The sequence below is a fragment of the Streptomyces sp. EDA2-14 genome (genome assembly GCF_054963755.1).
In genome coordinates this window covers 226887-247059 of the sequence record NZ_JBUEGE010000006.1, presented here as the reverse complement: position 1 = coordinate 247059, position 20173 = coordinate 226887, and the positions used below count along the sequence as shown (strand labels likewise).

19 protein-coding genes and 1 riboswitch are annotated in these 20173 nt (G+C 71.3%); of the genes, 16 read left to right on the top strand and 3 right to left on the bottom strand.

Translation table 11 applies throughout. The annotated features are described in order from the left end of the window. The first annotated feature begins 233 nt into the window (after positions 1 to 233). The 13 genes from hpnC (at position 234) to ACY34M_RS18840 (ending at position 14048) form a co-directional block, all read left to right on the top strand. Positions 234 to 1133, top strand: a complete 900-nt coding sequence (hpnC, locus tag ACY34M_RS18900; RefSeq protein WP_462720439.1) for a squalene synthase HpnC — start codon at positions 234 to 236, stop codon at positions 1131 to 1133. After that, positions 1130 to 2092: a presqualene diphosphate synthase HpnD gene (gene hpnD / locus ACY34M_RS18895; protein ID WP_462720367.1), complete on the top strand. Its 963-nt coding sequence runs from the start codon at positions 1130 to 1132 to the stop codon at positions 2090 to 2092. The genes hpnC and hpnD overlap by 4 nt, the downstream gene beginning before the upstream one ends. After that, a complete protein-coding gene (locus ACY34M_RS18890) occupies positions 2092 to 2265 on the top strand; it encodes a DUF6380 family protein (protein ID WP_462720366.1) in 174 nt (57 codons plus the stop codon). The genes hpnD and ACY34M_RS18890 overlap by 1 nt, the downstream gene beginning before the upstream one ends. After that, positions 2262 to 3707, top strand: coding sequence for a hydroxysqualene dehydroxylase HpnE (gene hpnE / locus ACY34M_RS18885; RefSeq protein ID WP_462720365.1), 1446 nt, complete (start codon positions 2262 to 2264; stop codon positions 3705 to 3707). The genes ACY34M_RS18890 and hpnE overlap by 4 nt, the downstream gene beginning before the upstream one ends. 44 nt (positions 3708 to 3751) lie before the next feature. Beyond that, positions 3752 to 4864, top strand: a complete 1113-nt coding sequence (locus ACY34M_RS18880; RefSeq protein WP_462720438.1) for a polyprenyl synthetase family protein — start codon at positions 3752 to 3754, stop codon at positions 4862 to 4864. 101 nt (positions 4865 to 4965) lie between these two features. Continuing rightward, the gene (shc, locus tag ACY34M_RS18875; protein WP_462720364.1) at positions 4966 to 6972 is read left to right on the top strand and encodes a squalene--hopene cyclase; all 2007 of its coding nucleotides are present in this window, start codon (positions 4966 to 4968) and stop codon (positions 6970 to 6972) included. Next, positions 6972 to 7628: a phosphorylase family protein gene (locus ACY34M_RS18870; RefSeq protein ID WP_462720363.1), complete on the top strand. Its 657-nt coding sequence runs from the start codon at positions 6972 to 6974 to the stop codon at positions 7626 to 7628. Before shc ends, ACY34M_RS18870 begins: the two co-directional genes overlap by 1 nt. 5 nt (positions 7629 to 7633) lie before the next feature. Then, positions 7634 to 8656, top strand: coding sequence for an adenosyl-hopene transferase HpnH (hpnH, locus tag ACY34M_RS18865; RefSeq protein ID WP_462720362.1), 1023 nt, complete (start codon positions 7634 to 7636; stop codon positions 8654 to 8656). Between the two features lie 7 nt (positions 8657 to 8663). Continuing rightward, on the top strand, positions 8664 to 9830 hold the full coding sequence (gene ispG / locus ACY34M_RS18860; protein WP_462720361.1) for a flavodoxin-dependent (E)-4-hydroxy-3-methylbut-2-enyl-diphosphate synthase: 1167 nt from the start codon (positions 8664 to 8666) through the stop codon (positions 9828 to 9830). Positions 9831 to 9863: 33 nt separating this feature from the next. Then, positions 9864 to 11786, top strand: coding sequence for a 1-deoxy-D-xylulose-5-phosphate synthase (dxs, locus tag ACY34M_RS18855; RefSeq protein ID WP_462720360.1), 1923 nt, complete (start codon positions 9864 to 9866; stop codon positions 11784 to 11786). Beyond that, positions 11783 to 13168, top strand: coding sequence for an aspartate aminotransferase family protein (locus ACY34M_RS18850; protein WP_462720359.1), 1386 nt, complete (start codon positions 11783 to 11785; stop codon positions 13166 to 13168). Before dxs ends, ACY34M_RS18850 begins: the two co-directional genes overlap by 4 nt. Before the next feature lie 75 nt (positions 13169 to 13243). Beyond that, on the top strand, positions 13244 to 13897 hold the full coding sequence (locus ACY34M_RS18845) for a helix-turn-helix domain-containing protein (RefSeq protein WP_462720358.1): 654 nt from the start codon (positions 13244 to 13246) through the stop codon (positions 13895 to 13897). After that, positions 13890 to 14048 carry a DUF6126 family protein gene (locus ACY34M_RS18840; RefSeq protein ID WP_462720357.1) on the top strand — a complete coding sequence of 53 codons (159 nt, stop codon included), beginning with the start codon at positions 13890 to 13892 and terminating at the stop codon, positions 14046 to 14048. The genes ACY34M_RS18845 and ACY34M_RS18840 overlap by 8 nt, the downstream gene beginning before the upstream one ends. Positions 14049 to 14073: 25 nt before the next feature. Here ACY34M_RS18840 and ACY34M_RS18835 read toward each other — a convergent pair whose 3' ends face one another. Beyond that, positions 14074 to 14871 carry a tyrosine-protein phosphatase gene (locus tag ACY34M_RS18835; RefSeq protein ID WP_462720356.1) on the bottom strand — a complete coding sequence of 266 codons (798 nt, stop codon included), beginning with the start codon at positions 14869 to 14871 and terminating at the stop codon, positions 14074 to 14076. A gap of 384 nt (positions 14872 to 15255) precedes the next feature. Next, a riboswitch (cyclic di-AMP (ydaO/yuaA leader) is annotated at positions 15256 to 15426 on the top strand. Between the two features lie 2 nt (positions 15427 to 15428). Between ACY34M_RS18835 and ACY34M_RS18830 the strand changes: the two genes are divergently transcribed. Beyond that, on the top strand, positions 15429 to 16205 hold the full coding sequence (locus ACY34M_RS18830; protein WP_462720355.1) for a M23 family metallopeptidase: 777 nt from the start codon (positions 15429 to 15431) through the stop codon (positions 16203 to 16205). Positions 16206 to 16378: 173 nt separating this feature from the next. After that, on the top strand, positions 16379 to 17206 hold the full coding sequence (locus ACY34M_RS18825; protein WP_462720354.1) for an SGNH/GDSL hydrolase family protein: 828 nt from the start codon (positions 16379 to 16381) through the stop codon (positions 17204 to 17206). Positions 17207 to 17248: 42 nt separating this feature from the next. Here the strand turns inward: ACY34M_RS18825 and ACY34M_RS18820 are convergent, their stop codons facing one another. Beyond that, the gene (locus ACY34M_RS18820; protein ID WP_462720353.1) at positions 17249 to 17878 is read right to left on the bottom strand and encodes a TetR/AcrR family transcriptional regulator; all 630 of its coding nucleotides are present in this window, start codon (positions 17876 to 17878) and stop codon (positions 17249 to 17251) included. A gap of 216 nt (positions 17879 to 18094) precedes the next feature. Between ACY34M_RS18820 and ACY34M_RS18815 the strand changes: the two genes are divergently transcribed. Further along, positions 18095 to 19663: an APC family permease gene (locus tag ACY34M_RS18815; RefSeq protein WP_462720352.1), complete on the top strand. Its 1569-nt coding sequence runs from the start codon at positions 18095 to 18097 to the stop codon at positions 19661 to 19663. A gap of 7 nt (positions 19664 to 19670) precedes the next feature. Here ACY34M_RS18815 and ACY34M_RS18810 read toward each other — a convergent pair whose 3' ends face one another. Next, positions 19671 to 20126 (bottom strand): VOC family protein, encoded by a 456-nt coding sequence (locus ACY34M_RS18810; protein ID WP_462720351.1) that lies wholly within the window; start codon positions 20124 to 20126, stop codon positions 19671 to 19673. Positions 20127 to 20173: the final 47 nt, after the last annotated feature.

Below are 20173 nucleotides of genomic sequence, written 5' to 3'. Positions count from 1 at the left end.
TAAGCTGTACCGGCCCCAATCGCGTCATGTGGGGCGATAAGGCGCGACATCCCGACCCCTGCGGGGTTGGGCGGCCGTGCGGGCGGCCGGGCGGCGTGTCCGAAATGAGATGTATTGGGTCCGCAGTGTAGAACGGGAGTTGTGACGGCAATGGCTATGGAAACTCTCCAGCTCCGCGGGGCTTTCGCCGTCCTCGGGGAAGTGGGCCGCACCCGGTGAGCCCGCGCCCCCGAGTGCGCCCCGAGAGCCCCGGAACCGCGAGCCCGGTGAGCGCCACACTCGACAAGGCCGCCGAGGAGAACTTCCCGGTGGCCCCCTTCTTCCTGCCGCGCGCCTGGCGCGACGACCTGATGGCCGTCTACGGCTTCGCGCGCCTGGTCGACGACATCGGCGACGGCGACCTCGCCCCCGGCGGCGCGGACGCCCGGTTCCTCGGCGTATCACCCGATCGGGCGGACGACCGGCTCGCGATGCTCGACGCCTTCGAGGAGGACCTGCGCCGGGTCTTCGACGGCGAGCCGCGCCACCCGCTCCTGACGGCCCTGCGGCCCACCGTGCGGCGCCGCTCGCTGACCCCCGAGCCGTTCCTCGGCCTGATCGCCGCGAACCGCCAGGACCAGCTGGTCACGCGCTACGAGACCTACGACGACCTGCTCGCCTACTGCGAGCTGTCCGCCAACCCCGTGGGCCGCCTCGTCCTCGCGATCACCGACACCGCGACCCCCGAGCGCATCCGCCGCTCGGACGCGGTCTGCACCGGCCTGCAGATCGTCGAGCACCTCCAGGACGTGGCCGAGGACCTGGGGCGCGACCGGGTCTACCTGCCCGCCGAAGACCTGAAGAAGTTCCACGTCGAGGAGACCGACCTCGCCGCCCCGAGCGCGGGCGCATCGGTGCGCGCGCTGGTCGCGTACGAGGCCGAACGCGCCCTGAAGCTGCTGAATGAAGGCACCCCCCTGGTGGGTAGCGTCCACGGCAGGCTGAAGCTGCTGCTGGCAGGGTTCGTCGCAGGGGGGAAAGCGGCGGTCCACGCGATCACCGCCGCTTCGTACGACGTGCTTCCGGGACCACCCAAACCCACCAAGGCGCGATTGCTGCGCGAGGTGGGAGCGACTCTGCGAGGAGAGGGGTGAGCAGAACCGTGGAGTCAGACCAGACCGTGTCGGCGCCGGTGCTCGCCGCATACAGCTACTGCGAGACCGTCACCGGGCAGCAGGCCCGCAACTTCGCCTACGGGATCCGGCTGCTGCCGACCGCGAAGCGGCGCGCCATGTCGGCGCTCTACGCGTTCTCGCGCCGCGTCGACGACATCGGCGACGGCGGCCTGGAGCCCGAGATCAAGGCGCACCGGCTCGACGAGACGCGGGCACTGCTCGGCCGGGTGCGCGACGGCAAGGTCGAGGAGGACGACACCGACCCGGTGGCCGTCGCCCTCGACCACGCCGCGAGCCGCTTCCCGATCCCGCTGGACGCCCTCGACGAGCTGATCGACGGCGTCCTGATGGACCTGCGCGGCGAGACCTACGAGACCTGGGACGACCTGAAGGTCTACTGCCGGTGCGTCGCGGGCGCCATCGGCCGGGTCTCGCTCGGCGTGTTCGGCACCGAGCCGGGGGCGCGCGGCGTCGACCGGGCGCCGGAGCTGGCGGACACGCTCGGGCTCGCGCTGCAGCTCACCAACATCCTGCGGGACGTTCGCGAGGACGCCGCCGACGGGCGCACCTACCTGCCCGCCGACGACCTCGCCAAGTTCGGCTGCTCCGCCGGGTTCCACGGCCCCGTGCCCCCGGCGGGCTCGGACTTCGCCGGGCTCGTCCACTTCGAAGTGCGCCGCGCCCGCGCCCTCTTCGCCGAGGGCTACCGGCTGCTGCCCATGCTCGACCGGCGCTCCGGCGCCTGCGTCGCCGCCATGGCCGGCATCTACCGCCGTCTGCTCGACCGCATCGAGCGCGACCCCGAGGCCGTGCTGCGCGGCCGCGTCTCCCTGCCCGGCCGCGAGAAGGCCTACGTCGCAGTGCGCGGCCTGTCCGGCATGGACACCCGCACCGTCGTGCGCGGCGCCGCCCGCGGCACCACCAGGAGGCGCGCCTGATGGACATCGCGGGCCGGGCCGACACGGCGGACACCAAGCGGCGGGCAACCCTCCGCGGGGGCGCCGCGTCCCTGCATGCAACGGTCGGTCGCGTGTTCGCCACACCCGTCGACCCCGGCCCCGCGCGGGCCGTACGCACCACCGAAGGCACCACCCCGGGGGAGGGCGCATGAGCGACGGGAGCACGGCGGCCGACGGCCGGGAGGCGGACGCCGCCGCGGACCGCGCGCGGCCCACCGCGGTGGTCGTCGGCGGTGGGCTCGCGGGGATCACGTCGGCGCTCGCCCTCGCCGACGGCGGCATGGATGTCACCCTCCTCGAGGGGCGGCCCCGGCTCGGCGGCCTCGCGTTCTCCTTCAAGCGCGGCGACCTCACCGTCGACAACGGCCAGCACGTGTACCTGCGCTGCTGCTCCGCCTACCGGTGGTTCCTCGACCGCGTCGACGCCACGTCACTCGCGCCCCTGCAGGAACGTCTCGACGTCCCCGTCCTGGACGCCGAGCGCAACCGCCTCGGCCGGCTGCGGCGCACCGCGCTGCCCGTGCCGCTGCACCTGGCCAAGAGCCTCGCCACGTACCCGCACCTGAGCCTCGCCGAGCGGGCCAACGTCGGCCGCGCCGCGCTCGCGCTCAAGGGCCTCGACCCCGCCGACCCGGCGCTCGACAAGCGGGACTTCGGCTCCTGGCTGGCCGAGCACGGCCAGTCGCAGCGGGCCGTCGAGGCGCTGTGGGACCTCGTCGGCGTCGCGACGCTGAACGCGGTGGCGGGGGACTCCTCGCTGGGCCTCGCCGCCATGGTGTTCAAGACCGGGCTGCTGTCCGAACCGGGCGCCGCCGACATCGGGTGGGCCAAGGTGCCCCTCGGTGAACTCCACGACACCCTCGCCCGCAAGGCGCTCGACTCCGCGGGCGTACGTACCGAACTCCGTACACGCGTCACCTCCATCTCCCGTACGGAGAACGGGCGTTGGGCCGTCGAGGTTCCCGAGGGCCCGGACGCGGCCGGGCAGGTGCTCACCGCCGACGCCGTCGTGCTCGCCGTGCCGCAGCGCGAGGCGCACGACCTGCTGCCCGGCGGCGCCCTCGACGACGCGGGACGGCTGCTCGACATCGGCACCGCGCCCATCCTCAACCTGCACGTCGTCTACGGCCGCAAGGTCCTCAAGCAGCCCTTCTTCACCGCGCTCGGCTCGCCCGTCCAGTGGGTCTTCGACCGCACCGACGCCTCGGGCCTCGCCCGCACGCTGCCGGACGCCCAGTACCTCGCCGTCTCCCAGTCGGCCGCGCAGGACGACATCGACGCGCCCGTCGCCGCCCTCCGTGAGCGCTATCTGCCGGAGCTGGAGCGGCTGCTGCCCGCCGCGCGCGGCGCGACGGTCCACGACTTCTTCGTCACCCGTGAGCGGACGGCGACCTTCGCGCCGACCCCCGGCGTCGGCGCACTGCGGCCCACGGCCCGCACCAATGCCCCCGGCCTATACCTGGCCGGCGCGTGGACCGCCACCGGGTGGCCCGCGACCATGGAAGGCGCTGTCCGCAGCGGCACCAGCGCCGCCGACGCGGCGCTTGCCGCGCTCGGCCGCCCCCGCGGCCATCTGTTCCGGGAGGCGGCGTGACCCACGAACTTCCCACGGTGGACGTGACCCGCGACCTTCCCTCGGTGGGAAAGCCGACAACGGTGAATCCGGTTACACAAGGAGAGACTGTGCCACCTGTGCCCTCGGCCCAAGAGGCTGCCGACGCGGTGGACGTGACCGCGCTTCTGGAGCGCGGCCGAACCCTGGCCACGCCCGTGCTCAAGGCGGCGGTGGACCGCCTGGCACCCCCCATGGACACCGTCGCCGCCTACCACTTCGGCTGGATCGACGCGGCGGGCAACCCGGCCGACGGCGACGGCGGCAAGGCCGTGCGCCCCGCGCTCGCCGTGCTGTCCGCGCAGGCCGCGGGCGCCGCCCCGGAGGTCGGCGTGCCCGGCGCCGTCGCCGTCGAGCTCGTCCACAACTTCTCGCTGCTGCACGACGACCTGATGGACGGCGACGAGCAGCGCCGCCACCGCGACACGGTGTGGAAGGTGCACGGCCCCGCGCAGGCGATCCTCGTCGGCGACGCCCTGTTCGCCCTGGCCAACGAGGTCCTCCTGGAGATCGCGTCCGTCGACGCGGGCCGCGCCACGCGCCGCCTGACCACCGCCAGCCGCGCGCTGATCGACGGGCAGGCACAGGACATCGGCTTCGAGCACCGCGAGCGCGTCAGCGTCGTGGAGTGCCTGGAGATGGAGGGCAACAAGACGGGCGCCCTGCTCGCCTGCGCCTCCTCCATCGGCGCCGTCCTCGGCGGCGCCGACGACGCGACCGCCGACGCCCTGGAGAAGTACGGCTACCACCTCGGCCTCGCCTTCCAGGCCGTCGACGACCTGCTCGGCATCTGGGGCGACCCCGAGTCGACCGGCAAGCAGACCTGGAGCGACCTGCGCCAGCGCAAGAAGTCCCTCCCGGTCGTCGCCGCCCTCGGCGCCGGAGGCCCGGCCTCCGAGCGGCTCGGCGAACTGCTCGCCGCGGACGCCAAGGACGTCGACTTCGACACCTTCACCGAGGCGGACTTCGCCGCCCGCGCCGCCCTCATCGAGGAGGCCGGCGGGCGCGAGTGGACCGCCGAGGAGGCGCGGCGCCAGTACGCCGTCGCCCTCGAAGCCCTGGACTCCGTCCAGATGTCAGCCACGGTGCGCGCCCAGTTCGTGGCGCTCGCCGACTTCGTCGTCGTCCGAAAGAGATGATCACTATCGGCCGCATATGACTCGCAGTCGCCGGCCGGTGTCCCGCCAGGGCTCCGGCCGACGGTTACCCAGCATCAGAACCACTGCATGAAGGGATAGCCATGACAGCGACGACCGACGGAAGCACCGGGGCCACGGCCCCGCAGGCGACCTCGGCCACCACTGCCCAACTGACCGACACGACCCCCGGGGCGGCCGGGACACAAGCCGCCGCCGGCCGAGCCATACAGCGCGCCACGGACTTCCTGCTGGAGCGGCAGGACGACCGCGGCTGGTGGAAGGGCGACCTCGACACCAACGTGACGATGGACGCCGAGGACCTGCTCCTGCGCCAGTTCCTCGGCATCAGGGACAAGGCCACCACCGACGCCGCCGCCCTGTTCATCCGCGGCGAGCAGCGCGAGGACGGCACCTGGGCCACCTTCTACGGCGGACCCGGCGAGCTGTCCACCACCATCGAGGCGTACGTCGCGCTGCGCCTGGCCGGCGACGCCCCGGACGACGCGCACATGGCGAAGGCCTCCGCGTGGATCCGCGAGCGCGGCGGCATCGCCGCGAGCCGCGTCTTCACCCGGATCTGGCTGGCCCTGTTCGGCTGGTGGAAGTGGGACGACCTCCCCGAACTGCCCCCGGAGCTCATCTACTTCCCCAAGTGGATGCCGCTCAACATCTACGACTTCGGCTGCTGGGCCCGGCAGACGATCGTGCCGCTCACCATCGTGTCCGCGAAGCGCCCGGTGCGCCCCGCGCCGTTCCCGCTGGACGAGCTGCACACCGACGCCCGCGACCCGAACCCCGCCAAGCCCTTCGCCCCGATGGCGAGTTGGGACGGCGCGTTCCAGCGGCTCGACAAGATCATGCACGGCTACCACAAGGTGGCCCTGAAGCCGCTGCGCAAGGCCGCGATCAACTCCGCGGCCCGCTGGATCATCGAGCGGCAGGAGAACGACGGCTGCTGGGGCGGTATCCAGCCGCCCGCCGTCTACTCCGTCATCGCGCTCCATCTCCTCGGCTACGACCTCGAACATCCCGTCCTCAAGGCCGGGTTGGAGTCCCTGGACCGGTTCGCCGTGTGGCGCGAGGACGGCGCCCGGATGATCGAGGCCTGCCAGTCGCCCGTGTGGGACACGTGCCTGGCGACCATCGCGCTGGCGGACGCGGGCCTGCCCGCCGACCACCCGGCGCTGGTCAGGGCCGCCGAGTGGATGCTCACCGAGCAGATCGACCGGCCCGGCGACTGGTCGGTGCGCCGGCCCGCGCTCGAACCGGGCGGCTGGGCCTTCGAGTTCCACAACGACAACTACCCCGACATCGACGACACCGCCGAGGTCGCGCTCGCGCTGCGCCGCGTCGCCCACCCCGACCGGGCGCGCCTGGAGAAGGCCATCGAGCGCGGCGTGCGCTGGAACCTCGGCATGCAGTCGAAGAACGGCGCGTGGGGCGCCTTCGACGTCGACAACACCAGCCCGTTCCCCAACCGGCTGCCGTTCTGCGACTTCGGTGAGGTCATCGACCCGCCGTCCGCCGACGTCACCGGGCACGTCGTGGAGATGCTCGCCGTGGAGGGCCTCTCCCACGACCCGCGCACCCGCCGCGGCATCGAGTGGCTGCTCGCCGAGCAGGAGGACAACGGCGCCTGGTTCGGCCGCTGGGGCGTCAACTACGTCTACGGCACCGGTTCCGTGGTGCCCGCCCTGACCGCGGCCGGGCTGCCCGCCTCGCACCCCGCGATCCGCCGGGCCGTGGCCTGGCTGGAGTCCGTGCAGAACGAGGACGGCGGCTGGGGCGAGGACCTGCGCTCGTACCGCTACGAGGACTGGAAGGGGCACGGCGTCTCCACCGCCTCGCAGACCGGGTGGGCGCTGCTCGCGCTGCTCGCGGCGGGGGAGCGGGAGTCCAAGGCCGTCGAGCGCGGCGTCTCCTTCCTCGCCGAGACCCAGACCGAGGACGGCACCTGGGACGAGCCGTACTTCACCGGGACCGGCTTCCCCTGGGACTTCTCGATCAACTACCACCTCTACCGGCAGGTGTTCCCGCTGACCGCGCTCGGCCGGTACGTCAACGGCGAGCCGTTCGGCGACCAGGGCGCCGCCGCCAAGGGGAGCTGATGACCGCATCGCCGGTGGCCCGGCCACCGGAGTCCGCGCCGCTGCTGGTCGCCTGCGCGCTCGGCATCGAGCACCTCGCGCTGCGCAGCGGCAGCCGGGTCGGGGCCACGGGCCCCGTGACCGTGCTGCGCACGGGCATGGGGCCGAAGGCCGCCGAGCGCGCCGTCACCGACGCGCTCGGCGGGGCCGCGCTGCGCGACGCCGCCGTGCTCGCCACCGGGTTCTGTGCCGGGCTCGCGCCCGGCATGCACCCCGGCGACCTGGTCGTGGCCGAGGAGACCCGTGACGCGCACGGCAGCACGCCGTGCGCGGGCACGGACCTCCTGGTCAAGGAGCTGGTACGGGCCGTGCCCGGCAGGACCGTGCACACCGGGCCGCTGACCGGCTCGGACCACGTGGTGCGCGGTCACGAGCGCGGCGACCTGCTGGCGACCGGCGCGATCGCCGTCGACATGGAGTCGGCCGCGACCCTGCGGGCCGCCGGTGGCGCCGGGAGGCGTCCGGTTGCCGCCGTCCGGGTGGTCGTGGACGCTCCTGAACATGAACTCGTCCGGATCGGCACGCTTCGCGGTGGACTATCGGCTTTCCGTGTCCTTCGTGCCGTCCTGCCCGCTTTTTTTGAATGGCACCGTTCTTTGCTGCTCCCTCGGAGGTGAGCCAGATGGCCATGCCGCTTCGCCAGTCCATCAAGGTTGCGACATATCTCGCTGAACAGAAGATCCGCCGGCGGGACAAGTTTCCGCTCATCGTCGAACTCGAACCGCTCTTCGCCTGCAATCTGAAGTGCGAGGGCTGCGGAAAGATCCAGCACCCGGCCGGGGTGCTCAAGCAGCGCATGCCGGTCGCCCAGGCCGTCGGCGCTGTCCTGGAGTCGGGCGCGCCGATGGTGTCCATCGCCGGTGGCGAGCCGCTGATGCACCCTCAGATCGACGAGATCGTGCGCCAGTTGGTGGCCAAGAAGAAGTACGTCTTCCTGTGCACCAACGCCATGCTGCTGCGCAAGAAGATGGACAAGTTCACGCCCTCGCCGTTCTTCGCCTTCACCGTGCACATCGACGGCATGCGCGAGCGGCACGACGAGTCCGTCGCCAAGGAAGGTGTCTTCGACGAGGCGGTCGAGGCGATCAAGGAGGCCAAGCGGCGCGGCTTCCGGGTCACCACGAACTCGACCTTCTTCAACACGGACACCCCGCAGAACATCATCGAGGTGCTCAACTACCTCAACGACGACCTCCAGGTCGACGAGATGATGATCTCGCCCGCGTACGCCTACGAGAAGGCGCCCGACCAGGACCACTTCCTGGGCGTCACGCAGACCCGCGAGCTGTTCAAGAAGGCGTTCACGGGCGGCAACCGGCGGCGCTGGCGGCTCAACCACTCGCCGCTGTTCCTCGACTTCCTCGAGGGCAAGGTCGACTTCCCGTGCACCGCGTGGGCGATCCCGAACTACTCGCTGTTCGGCTGGCAGAAGCCCTGCTACCTGATGGCCGACGGCTACGTGCCCACGTACAAGGAGCTCATCGAGAAGACCGACTGGGACGCCTACGGGCGCGGCAAGGACCCGCGCTGCGACAACTGCATGGCGCACTGCGGCTACGAGCCGACGGCCGTGCTCGCCACCATGGGCTCGCTCAAGGAGTCGATCCGCGCCATGTCCGAGACCGTTGCCGGGAACCGTGGGTGACGGCGTCGTGAATGCCGGAGAGCCTGTCTCACTGGGCCTCCCCGAGCTGCCGGTCCGACCCATCGCTGAACGGCGCGTCAGCCGTCAGATCCAGGTCGGACCGGTGGCCGTGGGAGGCGGCGCGCCGGTGTCCGTGCAGTCGATGACGACGACACGGACCTCGGACATCGGGGCCACGCTGCAGCAGATCGCCGAACTGACGGCCTCGGGCTGCCAGATCGTGCGGGTGGCGTGCCCCACGCAGGACGACGCGGACGCGCTCGCGACCATCGCCCGCAAGTCGCAGATCCCCGTGATCGCGGACATCCACTTCCAGCCGAAGTACGTGTTCGCCGCCATCGACGCCGGATGCGCGGCGGTCCGCGTGAACCCGGGCAACATCAAGCAGTTCGACGACAAGGTGAAGCAGATCGCGCACGCCGCGTCGGAGGCGGGCACCCCGATCCGGATCGGCGTCAACGCCGGTTCGCTCGACAAGCGGCTGCTGGAGAAGTACGGGAGGGCGACCCCGGAGGCGCTCGTCGAGTCGGCGCTGTGGGAGGCGTCCCTCTTCGAGGAGCACGGCTTCCGCGACATCAAGATCTCGGTGAAGCACAACGACCCCGTGGTGATGGTCAACGCCTACCGGCAGCTCGCCGCCGCCTGCGACTATCCGCTGCACCTGGGCGTCACGGAGGCCGGGCCCGCCTTCCAGGGGACCATCAAGTCGGCGGTGGCCTTCGGGGCGCTGCTGAGCGAGGGCATCGGCGACACCATCCGGGTCTCGCTGTCCGCGCCGCCCGCCGAGGAGTGCAAGGTCGGCATCCAGATCCTGGAGTCGCTGGGCCTGCGGCAGCGCCGCCTGGAGATCGTGTCGTGCCCCTCCTGCGGGCGCGCGCAGGTCGACGTCTACAAGCTCGCCGACGAGGTGAGCGCCGGGCTCGACGGCATGGAGGTGCCGCTGCGGGTGGCCGTCATGGGCTGCGTGGTCAACGGCCCAGGAGAGGCCCGCGAGGCCGACCTCGGTGTCGCGTCCGGCAACGGCAAGGGCCAGATCTTCGTCAAGGGCGAGGTCATCAAGACCGTCCCCGAGTCGAAGATCGTCGAGACGCTGATCGAGGAGGCGATGAAGATCGCCGAACAGATGGAGAAGGACGGCGTCGCGTCGGGAGCGCCCGACGTCACCGTCGCTTGAGTTCTTACGTACGGACGGGAAGGGGGCTCGAGCGTGACGATTCTGGAAACGATCCGGGGGCCGCGCGACCTGAAGGCACTGAGCGAGGAGGAGATCGCCGAACTGGCCCATGAGGTCAGGGAGTTCCTGATCCACGCGGTCGCGAGGACGGGGGGACACCTCGGACCGAACCTGGGCGTGGTGGAACTGTCCATCGCGCTGCACCGGGTCTTCGAATCACCGGTCGACCGCATCGTGTGGGACACCGGGCACCAGAGCTACGTGCACAAGCTTCTGACGGGCCGCCAGGACTTCTCCAAACTGCGCGGCAAGGGCGGCCTCTCCGGCTATCCCTCGCGCGAGGAGTCCGAGCACGACATCGTGGAGAACTCGCACGCCTCCACCGCACTCGGCTGGGCCGACGGCCTCGCCAAGGCCCGCCAGGTACAGGGCGAGCGCGGGCACACCGTCGCCGTCATCGGCGACGGCGCGCTGACCGGCGGGATGGCCTGGGAGGCGCTGAACAACATCGCGGCCGCCAAGGACCGGCCGCTGATCATCGTCGTCAACGACAACGAGCGCAGTTACGCGCCCACCATCGGCGGCCTCGCCAACCACCTGGCGACCCTGCGCACCACGGACTCGTACGAGAAGGTGCTGGCCTGGGGCAAGGACGTGCTGCTGCGCACGCCCGTCGTCGGGCACACCGTGTACGAGTCGCTGCACGGCGCCAAGAAAGGCTTCAAGGACGCGTTCGCGCCGCAGGGCATGTTCGAGGACCTGGGCCTGAAGTACGTCGGTCCCATCGACGGCCACGACACGGGCGCGGTGGAGTCGGCGCTGCGGCGCGCCAAGCGCTTCCACGGTCCGGTGCTCGTGCACTGCCTGACCGAGAAGGGCCGCGGCTACGAGCCCGCGCTCGCCGACGAGGCCGACCGCTTCCACACCGTCGGCGTGATGGACCCGCTCACCTGCGAGCCGCTCGCCCCGTCCAACGGCCCCTCGTGGACCTCCGTGTTCGGCGACGAGATCGTGGCGATCGGGCGGGCGCGGGAGGACGTCGTCGCGATCACCGCCGCGATGCTGCACCCGGTGGGCCTCACCAAGTTCGCCGAGGAGTTCCCCGACCGGGTGTGGGACGTCGGGATCGCCGAGCAGCACGCCGCCGTGTCGGCCGCCGGACTCGCCACCGGCGGGCTGCACCCGGTCGTCGCGGTGTACGCCACCTTCCTCAACCGGGCCTTCGACCAGCTGCTCATGGACGTCGCGCTGCACAAGTGCGGGGTCACCTTCGTGCTCGACCGGGCCGGCGTCACCGGCGCCGACGGGCCCTCCCACAACGGGATGTGGGACATGTCCGTGCTCCAGGTCGTGCCGGGCCTGCGGATCGCCGCGCCGCGCGACGCCGACCAGCTCCGGGCCCAGCTGCGGGAGGCCGTCGCCGTGGACGACGCGCCGACCATGCTGCGCTTCCCCAAGGAGTCGGTGGGCGAGCCGATCGCCGCCGTCGACCGCATCGGCGGCATCGACGTGCTGCACCGCGCCGCGCACCCGCGCGTGCTGCTCGTCGCGGTCGGTGTCATGGCGCCGGTGTGCCTCCAGGCGGCCGAGCTGCTTGAGGAGCGCGGCATCGACTGCACGGTGGTCGACCCGCGCTGGGTCAAGCCCGTCGACCCCGATCTCGCGCCGCTGGCCGCCGCGCACGAACTGGTCGCCGTCGTCGAGGACAACAGCAAGGCGGCCGGCGTCGGCTCGGCCGTCGCGCTCGCCCTCGGCGAGGCCGAGGTCGACGTCCCCGTACGGCGCTTCGGCATCCCCGAGCAGTTCCTGGCGCATGCCAAGCGGGGCGAGGTGCTCGCCGACATCGGCCTGACGCCCGTGGAGATCGCGGGGCGGATCGCGGCGAGCCTCGGCTTCAAGGCGGCGCGGTCCGAAGAAGCGGGCCCCGTCGAGTCCGGCAAGGAGATCAACGCATGAGCAAGGAGTTCGACCTCGGCACGCTGCTCGCCGAGCGCGGCGCCGAACGGTACGAGCTGCACGCCAAGTACCTCAACCACCAGCTGCCGAAGATGCTGCACACCATCGGCTTCGACAAGGTCTACGAGCGGGCCGAGGGCGCGCACTTCTGGGACGCGGACGGAAACGACTACCTGGACATGCTCGCCGGATTCGGCGTCATGGGCCTCGGCCGGCACCACCCCGTCGTCCGCAAGGCGCTGCACGACGTGCTCGACGCCTCGCTCGCCGACCTGACCCGCTTCGACTGCCAGCCGCTGCCGGGCCTGCTCGCCGAGAAGCTGGTGGCGCACAGCCCGCACCTGGACCGGGTGTTCTTCGGCAACAGCGGCACGGAGGCCGTCGAGACGGCCCTGAAGTTCGCCCGGTACGCGACCGGCAGGCCGCGGATCCTGTACTGCGCGCACGCCTTCCACGGACTGACCACCGGCTCCCTCTCGGTCAACGGCGAGGACGGCTTCCGCGACGGCTTCGCCCCGCTGCTGCCCGACACCCCCGTCCCGCTCGGCGATCTCGACGCGCTGGCAAGGGAGTTGAAGAAGGGGGACGTCGCCGGGCTCATCGTCGAACCGATCCAGGGCAAGGGCGTGCACGAGGCGCCGCCCGGCTACCTGCGGGCCGCGCAGGAGCTGCTCCGCAAGCACAAGGCGCTGCTGATCGCCGACGAGGTGCAGACCGGCCTCGGCCGCACCGGCGACTTCTACGCCTACCAGCACGAGGACGGCGTCGAACCCGACCTGGTGTGCGTCGCCAAGGCGCTCTCCGGCGGGTACGTGCCGGTCGGCGCGACGCTCGGCAAGGACTGGATCTTCAAGAAGGTCTACTCGTCGATGGACCGGGTCCTCGTCCACTCGGCGAGCTTCGGCGCCAACGCGCAGGCGATGGCGGCCGGCCTCGCGGTCCTGTCGGTCATGGAGGAGGAAGAGACCGTCGCGGGCGCGCGGGCCATGGGCGAGTTGCTGAAGTCCCGGCTCACCGAACTCATCGACCGCTACGAGCTGTTGAGCGACGTGCGCGGGCGCGGCCTGATGATCGGCATCGAGTTCGGGCGGCCCACGTCGCTGAAGCTGCGCAGCCGCTGGACCATGCTGCAGGCCGCGCGCAAGGGCCTGTTCGCGCAGATGGTCGTGGTGCCGCTGCTCCAGAAGCACCGGATCCTCACCCAGGTCTCCGGCGACCACCTCGAAGTCATCAAGCTGATCCCGCCACTCGTGGTGGACGAGGCCGACGTCGAGCGGTTCGTCGCGGCGTTCACCGCGGTCATGGACGACGCGCACAGCGGGGGAGGACTGATGTGGGACTTCGGCAAGACACTGATCAAGCAGGCGGTGGCGAACCGCTGACCTTCACCGATCGGGTCTTTTGCCTCTGAGGCAATAAATTTGCCGCTCGGGCAGGGCTCTGGCTCAATCGACGGTATGAGCCCTGCCGTCCCACCGGACGAGGCGGACGGTGCGGTGGTCCCGGAATCCCCGGAACTGCCCGCCGTCGCGCCCCAGCTCCGCGAACTGCGCCGCCGCGCCGCCCTCACCCTGGAGGCCGCCGCCGCATCCGCCGGTCTGTCCCCGGCGCACCTCTCCCGCCTGGAGACCGGACAGCGCCAGCCCTCGCTGCCGATGCTGCTCTCCCTCGCCCGCATCTACGGTACGACGGTCTCCGAGCTGCTCGGCGAGGCCCCCGCCGACCGGGACGCGGTCGTCCGCGGCGGCACCCTGGAGCCCACCGAGGCCGGCGGCTGGACGTACCAGCAGGCCGGCTCGCACGGCCGGGGCATGCAGGCGCTGCGGGTCCACGCGCCGTACGGCTCGCAGGGCGACGTCGTGCGCGTGCACCCCGGCGAGGAGTGGCTGTACGTGCTGTCGGGGCGGCTCCGGCTGCGGCTCGGGGACACGTCCTACCGGCTCGATCCGGGGGACAGCTCGCACTTCGACTCGCTCACCCCGCACCGGATCGCCGCCGTCGACCAGGGCGGCGTCGACTTCCTCTTCGTCCACACCCTGCTGCAGAGCCCGACGGCCGCGCTGTGCCTCGGCCCGGCATCGGGACCGGTAAAGGAGAACCGCCATGGGTGACACCACCGGGCCGACCGCGCGCCCCGACCGCCGCGACATCGAGGACAAGCTGCCGCGCGGCATCCTGGTGCGGGTCCTCGTGTACGTCTTCGCGGGGCACGCTCTGGCCGCGTTCATCTATCTGCTGTTCACGCTGGGCGGCAGCCGCTGACGCGGCTGCCCGGCGGGAGCGGCGCTCAGTCCAGCAGGCGCTCGCGCAGCCGCTCGCGCGTCGCGGACGTCACCTTCAGGCCCTCTTCGAGGTAGCGGTCCGTGCTGCCCCACTGCTCCTCGATGGTCTCCAGGCCCGCGTTCAGGTACTCGACGCGGGCGTCGAAGAGCGGGCTGAGCAGCTCCATGACCTCGTCGGAGTAGGCGTCCTTCGACGCGGCGGTGCGGTGCACCTTGTAGCGGCGGTGCTTCTCGTTCGACTTGAGGTAGTCCGCCTCGATGGCGTCGCGCTCCACGCCCACCGCGAGCAGCGTCACCGCGATCGACAGGCCCGCCCGGTCCTTGCCCGCCGCGCAGTGCATCAGTGCGGGCAGGCTGTCCTCGGCGAGCGAGTGCAGGATGCGGCTGTGCTCGCCGGTGCGCTCCTTGATCATGGTCCGGTAGGACTCGACGAGCCGCTCCGCCGCGCGTCCCTCCGACAGGATCGTGCGCAGCTGCTGGATGTCGCCGTCGCGGACCATGGCCCAGAACTCGGCGCCGTCGGCCGGGTCGTTGAGCGGCAGGTTCAGATTGCGCACGCCGGGGAGGTCGACGTCCGGGCCCTCCAGCTTCCGGTCGGCCGCGTTGCGGAAGTCGAAGACCGTGTGCAGGCCGAGGGAGGACAGGAAGGTCGCGTCCTCGGCCGTGGCGTGGGCGAGGTGGCCGCTGCGGAAGAGCACGCCCTGGCGCACGCGTCGGCCGTCCACGGTGGGCAGGCCGCCCACGTCGCGGAAGTTGCGCACTCCGGTCAGCTCGGGCTCGGTGGACGGTGCGTGCTGCGTCACAGGGGCTCCTCCCAATCGGTGCACCGGCGTTGAGTCGCCGGCGGGCGCGCTCCTGACGATACGACATCGGTTCCAGAGGCAACCATCTGTCCGATTCGCCCGGATATGTAGCAACTGTGCCCGGATCGGAGGGGCTTGTGGGCGTGTGCGTGACCGGCCTCATGTTCGTGACGCTGCGTGGCAGTCGGCCCGGATTGCCTCCCCAGTAATTCCCGAAGGTATGGCGTTGGTAAAGCGGAGAATGTCGACGCAGGGTGACACAGGGAAGCCCCGGAAACCCAAGGAATTGCGACCGCAAGTGAATTCGGCAGTTGTCGTCGACATTGCGGTTCGCCTACGGTCACCAATCACTCCGGTCGGAACGCCTAGTCCTGCCGCCGCCCGGATTCCCTTTCGACAACCCGTCACGGCAGGAGCGGGGGACCCACACGCACGACGCCGTGGAGGGATTTCCCGAAGCGGCTAGGGGTGAAGCCGAGTCCGCACCGCGGGCGAGGCCGGGCATCTCCAGCCCGAACCCGACAGCTCACCTCGTAGGCGACGGAGAGGAAACACCCATGCCCGCCAAGGGAAAGCACCGTCTTTCGACCTCCCGCCGCATCGCCCGCGTCGCCGCCGTCGCCACCGCGGGCGGGGCCGCGATCGCGCTCCCGCTCATGGGGGCCGGCAGTGCCTCGGCCGCGACCTCCGGCGCCACCGCCGACACCACCACGTACACCGTGAAGTCCGGTGACACGCTCTCGAAGATCGCCAAGGCGCAGGACGTCGACGGCGGCTGGAAGAAGCTGTACGAGGACAACAAGGGCGTCGTCGGCTCCGACGCGGACCGCATCGAGATCGGCATGAAGCTCACCCTCGGCGGCGAGGCTCAGGCCGACTCCGAGGGCAAGGCCACCGCCACGCAGGCCGAGGCCAAGACCACCGCCTCCGGCGACTACGTGGCGCCGGTCGACGGCGCCCAGGGTCACGGCTACGGCAACTCCGGCTCCATGTGGTCCAGCGGCAGCCACACCGGCGCCGACTTCTCGGTCTCCACCGGAACCTCCGTGAAGTCGATCGCCGACGGCACCGTCGTGTCGACCGGCTCCGGTGGCGCGTACGGCAACGAGGTCGTCGTCAAGCACGCCGACGGCCACTTCTCCCAGTACGGCCACCTGTCCTCGATCGGCGTCTCCCAGGGCCAGACCGTGACGGCCGGCCAGGAGATCGCCAAGTCCGGCGCGACCGGCAACGTGACCGGACCGCACCTGCACTTCGAGGTCCGCACGACCGCGGACTACGGCTCGGACATCGACCCGATCGCCTACCTGAGCGAGCACGGCGTCACCGCCTGAGACCTGTCGTAGCGGCTCGTCGGCCCGCTCCGTTCGGCGCCCGGAGGGAATTCCCTCCGGGCGCCGAATCGCGTGCGCGCACTTATTCCCCGGATCGCGAGTGGGGTATCTCACCACGCGTCAACCCCTACCTACGATGGCGTAGGTCACTTTTCGCGAGCGAAAATACGTGGGTGGCACACGAATCGAGAGCACTCACGGAATCACTCAACGGCACGATCCGGTCCTACGCGGCCGTCGGCGACAGCTTCACCGAGGGCGTCGGCGACCCCGGCCCCGACGGGAACTTCGCGGGCTGGGCCGACCGGCTCGCCGTCCTCCTGGACGACCGCGTGCCCGAGGACACCTTCCAGTACGCGAACCTGGCCGTGCGGGGCAAGCTCCTCGACCAGATCGTCGCCGACCAGGTGCCCAAGGCGGTCGAGCTCGCCCCCGACCTCGTGACCCTGGTCGCCGGCGGCAACGACATCATCCGCCCCGGCACCGACCCGGACGACGTGGCCGAGCGCTTCGAGAAGGCCGTCGCCACCCTCGCCGACTCGGCCGGGACCGTGATGCTGGCCACCGGCTTCGACACCCGTGACGTGGCGGTGCTCAAGCACCTGCGCGGCAAGATCGCCACCTACAACATGCACGTGCGGGCCATCGCCGACCGGTACGGCTGCGCGATGCTCGACCTGTGGTCCCTGAAGTCCATCCAGGACCGCCGGGCCTGGGACGAGGACCGCCTGCACCTCTCGCCCGAGGGGCACACGCGGGTGGCGCTGCGCGCAGGGCAGGCGCTCGGCATCGAGGTGCCGGCCGACCCCGAGCAGGCGTGGCCGATGCTGCCGCCGCGCGGCACGTTCGAGGTGCGGCGCGACGACATCCACTGGGCCCGCGAGTTCCTGGTGCCCTGGATCGGGCGCCGGCTGCGCGGCGAGTCCTCCGGCGACCGCGTGCAGGCCAAGGGCTTCGTCGACCCGCACACCGTCAAGGCGCACCTGCAGTCCGCGTCCTGACGCCTTTCCTCGCGGCGGTACGGCGGCGCTGACGGTCTCCCGTCAGCGCCCCGCCCCCGTCAACTCCGCCCGATCCAGGCCCAGTTCGCGGGCGAGTGCCTCGTCCACCCACTCCTGCATGCGGGTGCGCGACACCGTGCCCCGCTCGCCCTCGTACGCCGTCATCTGCACGGCGAGCCCGTCCAGCAGCGCCGTCAGCCGCAGCGCCGCCCCCATCGGGTCCGGGCAGCCGAACTCGCCGGCCGCCACGCCCTCGGCGATCACCTCCGCGAGCGCCGCCTTCCACTGCCGGTCGAGGTCCCGCGTGACCTCCCGCAGCGCGGGCTCGCGCAGCGCCGCGGCCCAGCCCTCGATCCACAGCCGCCAGCCCTTGGCCTGCCCCGTCGGCGCGTACCAGCGCACCGCGGCGCGCAGCCGCTTCAGGGCCGTCGTGCGGCGGCCGAGCAGCTTGCGCAGATGCGCCAGGTCGCCCTCGGCCGCGTGCGCGAACGCGGCCGCGACGAGCTTCTCCTTCGTCGAGAAGTGGTACAGCACCAGCGCGTTGCTCACGCCGAGCGCCGATGCCACGTCGGCGATGCGCACGGCGGCGACCCCGCGCACCTCGATCTGCTCGATGGCGGCTCGCAGCAGCTCTTCGCGCCGCTCGGGCACGCTCAACCGGACTCTGGTCACGCCGCAAGCCTAGTTGTTCCCGTGGCCCGATTCGTTCCGGCGCACACCTCTTGACGGCTTCCCGTCGCACGGGTCACAGTCGCGTCACGTTCCACTACTGACTGTCTATTCAGTCAATAAGTAGGTCGGCAGGGGGTAAGCGCGGCCCCAGCAGGCCTCGCGGTCGATGTCAGTGCTGTCTCTGTTGTTTTCGTGCCGTCCTCGCCAGGAGCAATCGTGACCCAAGCGCCATCCCTCTCGCCGACCCCGCCCACCGGGGACGAGCCCGACCTCTCCGAAGGGTGGGGCGAGCAGCGCTCACGGCTGCGCAAGGATCTGCGCCGGCTGGACGTGCTGTTCTTCCTCATCTGCACGCTCGTCGGCCTGGACACCATCGGCTCCGTCGCGGCCCAGGGCCCGCAGGGACTGACCTGGATGGTCATCCTGGCCGTCGTCTTCTTCCTCCCCTACGGACTGCTCGTCGCCGAACTCGGCTCCGCCTTTCCCGTCCAGGGCGGCCCCTACGTGTGGACGCGCCTCGCCTTCGGGCGGCTCGTCGCGGGCGTCAACCAGCTCCTGTACTGGATCTCCAACCCGGTCTGGGTCGGCGGAAGCCTGTGCATCATCGCGCTGACCACCTGGGAGGAGTTCTTCACGCCGCTGCCGGGCGTGTGGAAGTACGTCGCCGGATTCGTCTTCATCTGGGGCGGTGCGCTCGCCGTCGTACAGTCCGTGCGCATCGGCAAGTGGGTGCCCATCGCGGGCGCCGTCGCGCGCGTCGTGCTGCTCGGCTTCTTCCTCGTCTCCGTCGTCGTCTACGCCGCCGAACACGGCGTGCACGCCCTTCCGGCGGGCGAGTTCACGCCCACCTACGCGGGCTTCGTGGCCCTCGTCCCGGTGCTCATCTTCAACTACGTGGGCTTCGAACTGCCCAGCTCCGCCGCCGAGGAGATGAAGAACCCGCGCCGCGACATCCCGCTGTCGATCCTGCGCTCCGGCCTCGCCGCCGTGCTCCTGTACGGAGGCCCCATCCTCGGCATCCTGTTCGTCCTGCCCAGCCAGGAGATCGGCAGCCTGGGCGGCTTCATCGACGCCTGCAAGGCCGTCTTCACCGTCTACGGCGGCTCCATCGCGGCCGACGGCACGGTGACGCTCACCGGGCTCGGCTCCGTGTTCGGTGGAGTCGCCGCCGCGGGCCTCATCATCGGCCTGCTCACCTCTGGTGTGACCTGGGCGATGGGCGCCCACCGCGCGCAGGCCGTGGCGTGCGCGGACGGCGCGGGCCCGGCCTGGCTGGGCCGCATCTCCGAGAAGCACGGCACTCCGGTGCGGGTGAACATCCTGTCCGCGGTGCTCGGTTCGATCCTGTTCGTCGTCGCCCTCAACCTCACCGGCGGCGACGGCGAGAAGTACTTCGCGGCGGGCCTCGGCCTGACCATCAGCACGACGTTCATCTCCTACGTCATCACGTTCCCCAGCCTCGCGGTGCTGCGCCGCAAGTACCCCGACCAGGAACGCCCTTACGCCGTGCCGGGCGGCCGGGTGGGCGCCTGGATCGTGACGGCGCTCGCCACCGGCTTCGTGGCGTTCACCGTGGTCGTGCTGATCTGGCCCGGGTTCGGGGTGGGCTGGTTCGGCACGGCGGGCGACCCGGCGGACTCCTTGCCCGAGTCCTTCGCGGGCCAGCGCCTGCCGTACACGCTCAGCCAGGCGCTGCCGCTGCTGCTGTTCGTCGTGATCGGCTTGGTGTTCTACGCGTGCGGGGCGCCCGCGCGGCGGCGGGCGCGTGCCGGCGGGACCGGGTAGGCCGTCCTCACACCACGTCGAACTCATTGCCCTCAGGATCCCGCATGGCGGCGGCGTAGAACCCCGTGCCGGGCTCGTCCTTGATCCGCAGCACGGTGGCACCGGCCCCGACCAGCCGGTCCACCGTGGCCTTGACCCGCTGTGTGCGGACGTCCAGCGGGACGTCGCGGCCGCCGCCGACCTTCAGGTCGAAGTGCCAGCGGTTCTTGGCGGCCTTCGGCTCGGGAACCTGCTGGAACCACACCCGCGGTCCACGCCCCGCGGGATCGACGATCGACTCCGGTATGTCCCCGGCGCCGGCGGGCAACTCCTCCTCGGGAACCCCCATCGCCGCCCAGTGGGCACGCCATGTGGAGTGGCCCTCCGGCGGAGGCTCGGGCACGTAGCCCAGCGCCTCCGACCAGAAGGCCACCATGCTCTGCGGATCGGCACAGTCGATCGTCAACTGCAGGCTCATCTCCATGCCCGGAGCATGGCAGGCAGGTCTGACAGTCGACCCGCTCGCGCACC